Origin of the sequence: Steroidobacter sp., assembly GCF_016790065.1 — a bacterium.
GTDB lineage: Bacteria > Pseudomonadota > Gammaproteobacteria > Steroidobacterales > Steroidobacteraceae > Steroidobacter.
The window spans coordinates 1-4,872 of the sequence record NZ_JAEUPY010000906.1; the positions used below are offsets into that span (position 1 = coordinate 1).

The 4,872-nt window shown below is 60.1% G+C and carries 4 protein-coding genes; 1 reads left to right on the forward strand and 3 read right to left on the reverse strand.

The features are described from left to right. A partial coding sequence (locus tag JNL55_RS36240) for a TonB-dependent receptor (protein WP_293866631.1) occupies window positions 1-1,934 on the reverse strand: 1,934 nt, incomplete at its 3' end. Window positions 1,935-2,304: 370 nt separating this feature from the next. Here JNL55_RS36240 and JNL55_RS36245 point away from each other — a divergent pair. Beyond that, the gene (locus JNL55_RS36245) at window positions 2,305-2,928 is read left to right on the forward strand and encodes an RNA polymerase sigma factor (protein ID WP_293866634.1); all 624 of its coding nucleotides are present in this window, start codon (window positions 2,305-2,307) and stop codon (window positions 2,926-2,928) included. On the opposite strand, the gene JNL55_RS36250 is transcribed toward JNL55_RS36245, so the two are convergent. Both JNL55_RS36250 and JNL55_RS36255 read right to left on the reverse strand, forming a co-directional pair. Then, window positions 2,829-4,205, reverse strand: coding sequence for a sensor histidine kinase (locus JNL55_RS36250; RefSeq protein WP_293866637.1), 1,377 nt, complete (start codon window positions 4,203-4,205; stop codon window positions 2,829-2,831). The genes JNL55_RS36245 and JNL55_RS36250 overlap by 100 nt on opposite strands. After that, window positions 4,202-4,870, reverse strand: a complete 669-nt coding sequence (locus JNL55_RS36255) for a response regulator transcription factor (RefSeq protein ID WP_293866640.1) — start codon at window positions 4,868-4,870, stop codon at window positions 4,202-4,204. The genes JNL55_RS36250 and JNL55_RS36255 overlap by 4 nt, the downstream gene beginning before the upstream one ends. Window positions 4,871-4,872 lie beyond the last annotated feature (2 nt).

Genomic DNA, 4,872 nt, shown 5'->3' on the forward strand with positions numbered 1-4,872 from the left:
TTGGCGGTCCAATAAGGATCGATGCGCCCGCGTGGATCGTTCAGCTCATCCGAGAAATATTTCCCGGAGTAGCGAGCATCCATCGACAGCTCGAATCCCGACGCGCCACCGTAGACCCAGCCGAGCCCGCCCGTGAGCTTCGCGGCACGCGCCAGCTCGCCACCATCGATCGGCGCGGCTGGAGCGTCGATGCTGGTATCCAACACGCCGAGGTCAGCCGAGATCCGGAACGAATCGGCCACCTGCCATCGCAGCCCCACTTCGGCGCCGGTGGTGGTGACCTTGTCGGCGTTGAGGATGATTTGCGACATCAATGCCGGATCCGGATTGTTGTCGAACGGGATCTGCATGTCCTTATAGTCGGAATAGAACACGTTCGCGGTGAGGAACACGCCGCGCCCGATGTCGCTACGCGCGTAAATCTCATAGTTCCACACATACTCGGGATCGAACTCGAAGTTGACGAATGGAGGTTCGAAGGTAAAGCCGGCGCCGCCGCCGTTGTACCCGCGCGAGACGATGAAACCGACGTTGGTCTTGTCGGCAAACTGATAGGACAATCCCAGCTTCGGCAAAAACACCCGCGTGCTGTCATCGAGACTGACTCGGAACAGAGCATTGCCGACGTTGTTGCGCAGCCGGTCCTCCTGTTCGCCGCGTGCCCCGACCACGAGTTTCAGTTGGTCGGTCAGCGCAATATCGGCCTCGGCAAACAGTGCGATCGTCTGAGTCTCGTCCCGATAGAAATTCGGGCCGCCGAAGTTGATGGTCTCCGACTGTTGGGCATCGTAGAAATAGCCGCCGAACAGCGCGTTGAGCTTGCCGCTACCGGACTTCACTCGCAGACGCGGCTCCCAGGAGAACTCGTCGCCGTTGATCTCCGCCGGCGCACTCAACGCGAAGCGCTGGAAACGAAAGTCCGTATAGGAGAGCGTGTTCTCGAACGCCAGCGCATCGCTGAACGTCCACCAAGTACTGAGCGTGCCATTCACAGCCTTGGGCTTGTGCACCGGTTCGCCGGCACCCAGAGAGCTGATGTGATCGTCGAACGGACGACGCACACGCTCCACTTGCGGACCTTCGAAGGACACCGAGGAGACCGTCAGCAGTGCGCGCAGTTGGCTTAGCGCTGCTGGCTCGATCAGCACTTTGCCGCGCAGGGTGGTTGCGGTGTAGTGCTCGGGTTCTTTGTTTCCATAGACCGTGGGCGACGTCATCTTTACGTAGCTGTCGTACTCGCGATGGTCGGCGGAGAAACGCACGGCCACCTGCTCCGACACCACCGGTCCCGACAATGCAATCGAGCCCTGCCGGAGATCCTGATTGCCGAACACCGCTCGCGCAGCGCCACCGAACTCATACGTGGGATCCTGAGTCTTGATGGCAATGGTTCCGCCAATGGCGTTGCGACCTTGCAAGGTGCTCTGTGGACCGCGCAGCGCTTCCACCTGTGCAACATCCCACATCTGCGCATCGCCGTAAGCGACTTCGTTGTAGCTCAACGCCCGGCCATCCACCTGCACATTGAGCCGATTGCGAGTGCCCGCGAAGAATGCGGTAGCACCGAGCGCCGGGCCGGTGCCGTCTACGCCACGAACCGTGGGTACGATGCCGCTCTTGCCGAAACTGCTGGTGTTGGGCAGGCGCGTGATCACATCGCTGAGCGCGGCGAGACCAGGCTGGGTCTCGAGCGCTTGCTCGTCGAACACTGACACGCTGGTGGCTGTTTCGCGCAGCGAGCGCCCCTGCTTTTCCGCGGTGACCACCACTTCTTCCAGCATATCCAGGCTGTCTCCTGCAGCCTGCGCCAACACAGTGCAAGTCACGAATCCAAAACTGGACGCCGATGCCAGCGCCAGCAGCCGCGCGGTGCGGCCACGCGCACCCTGGGTAGTGCCACATTTGAAGCCAAGCAACATGACCGGATCTCCCATTGTTCTAATCAGTGTGATGTAGCCACTGCGTCGTCGATGCCCGGTGCCATCCCACGGTTTCGACGTTGTTATCTATATAGCAACTTATTATTCAATGTCAATTTGAGATTATTTATTCAATAACTCGTTGTTCATCTCCGGCCGAGCCGGCCCCATCTCACAAATCTTTGACATCGCTCGGTGTAGGTTGCCGGGTCGCCAATTCGACGGCGCCCGCTCGCGCGGGCGACAAAATGCGGCTGCTACACCGACGGTCTCGGTTAGGCACATCGAGTCCAAGTAGATCAATCGGCAGCCGCCGTTCCGAAGCCGACATATGCTGCGGTTCGATGCCCAAGCAGAGTGCCGCTGCGCGTCAGCCAAACCAAACGTGACTCTCGAAGCAAGCACCGATGCGCAACTGATCGCAGCCATGTTGGACGGCGATGAAGCTGCGTTTCGCCGTTTTTTCGAGACTTACTTTCCACGCATCTATCGATTCGCGCTGCCTCGGCTCAACCACGACGCCGAGGCATGCAAAGAGGTGGTGCAAGCGACGTTGTCCAAAGCCATGCGTGGACTTGCCGGGTTTCGCGGCGAGGCAGCGTTGTTCAGTTGGCTATGCCAGATCTGTCGCCGGCAAATAGTCGACCACCTGCGCGCCCATCGTAAGCATCAAGAAAATCTGGTGCTGATCGATGACACCCCTGGAATGCGCGAAGCACTCGAGTCCGTTGCCGCACCGGCCTCGGTCGACCCGCAGCACAACTACGATGCGGACGCTGCCCGTCGGATCGTGCAAGGACTGCTGGACGGCTTGCCGGAACGGTACGGCGATGTGCTGGAATGGAAATATATCGAGGGCCGCAGCGTCGAGGAGATCGGCACACGCTTGGGCGTCGGAGTGACCGCAGCTCAGTCGTTATTGGCTCGCGCGCGAAGCGCATTCCGTGACGGACTGCAGACGGTGTTTGGATCGACGGCCAGCGACGTACTCGCCGGACTGAGACGATAGTCGGAGATGTGCTTCCCTGCCTGAAAATTCAAGCTCGCGACCGTACCGCCCGTAACGCCAGCCTCGAACCTGAGCGTCCAGCCCAAGTGCTCACACAGTCGTGCAATCAAATCCAGCCCGATGCCGTCTTTGGAGTGAGCGCCGGCTCTGGCTAGCCGAGCATGCAACTGACTGCGCTCGGTAGCGGACATGTCGGCCCCGGGATCCTCGATACTCAAGGTTCGATCTGAGTTTATCGAGATCCTGATCGTGCCTCGGTCGCTGTTTTCGATGGCGTTGCGTATCAAGTTGCCAACCGCGGCTTGCACGATCGGTATGGGTAAATTCAGCTCCGCGGCCGGCATGTCGCCGTAGGCGAACGACAACTCCTTGCCTTGAGTGAGATGCACATGATCGGCCACGATGTGCGGCACCAATTGCGACAGGTCGACTCGCGTCGCACTGGCTTGTAATCTTTTTGGATCCCTTGCCAACAACAACAGCAACGCCAACAAGTCCTGCATGCTTCGCGACGTGGCCAGGATGCGAGCCAGATGCGGGCGGACCTGCGCAAAGTCGGCTTGTTCGATGGCAACTTCAGCGGCGCCGGCAATGACCGCGATCGGCGTGCGTAGCTCGTGACTGGCGGTATTCAGGAAGGAACGCTCTCGCTCCACGTAGCGGTCGATATTGCGTAGGTACTCGTTCAACGCCGCAGCGATGACACGGATTTCCTCTGGATCGTTCGCATCGACGGCCAGCTGCTGATCTCTTGCCACGGGACGCAGGTTACGAATGTTCGCGCTCAGCAAGGCCAGCGGCTTGACCAACCATTGCGCCCCGAAATAAGTCATGCCTGCAAGAAACGCGATCACGGCAAGCCCGGACAACAGCATCGCCACGGCCAATGTCGACTCGCGACGCTCCATTTCTGAAATATCCAGAGCCAGGACGGCGTGTGCCTGCGCCCCTTCTTCAACCAGAACCACATAGAGTCGGCCGTCATGGCTCACTTCATCGTGCACGCCGGGCGTCAGGCGTGCGAAAGCAGCAGGCACCGGCACTCCGGAGTCGCCGCCGAACAGCCGCAGAGTATCCGTATCGCGCCAGGGTTCGCCGCGCTCGGTGTGCCGCTGCATCCAGCGAGCGAACTCGCTAGTGAGCATCCCTTCCCACACGCGCTGCTCGGCTTGTTCGTTGACCCAGTAGCCGTGCATTACGATAGCGGCGGAGATCAACAAGGTGTAACACATCACGCTGGCGACGATCCGCTGTCGCAGACTGCTTCGACCTCTCACCCCGACTCCTCTTCCGGCGCCACGATTCGGTAGCCGAGCTTCGGTACGGTCTGTATCAGTTTGACGGCGAATGGCCCGTCGACGCGTCGGCGTAGCTCGTAGATATGAGCGCGCAGCAAGTCTCTATCAGGAGGATTCTCTCCCCACACCACAGTCTCCAGCTCTTGGCGATGAACCACCGCGGGACTGGCCTTCATCAACGCTTCGAGCAGATTGTTGATCGCGGAATACAGCTGCAGCTCGCGCGCACCCCGCCGTACCTCGCGAGTTGCGATGTTGAACTGCAAGTCCGCCACCGTCAGCATTTGTTTGCGACCTTGCGCGCGTGCCATCAACGCTTCCAATCGAACCTCGAGCTCAGCGAGCGCAAACGGCTTGGTCACATAGTCGTCCGCGCCGGCACGAAAACCAGAGATCTTGTCATCGAGATCCTCGCGCGCGGTCAGCATCAGCACCGGCACTGTCGAGCCGGCTCCGCGCAGTCGGCGCACTACGGTCAACCCGTCCATCTTCGGCAACATCCAATCGAGCACGATGGCATCGTATTGCTGCGTCAACGCCAACTCGAGCGCGGCGCCGCCATCGCGCGCCACATCCAAAACATACGACCGTGGCTCCAGATAGCCGAACAGGTTGACGACTAGATTCTGGTTGTCCTCAACCACCA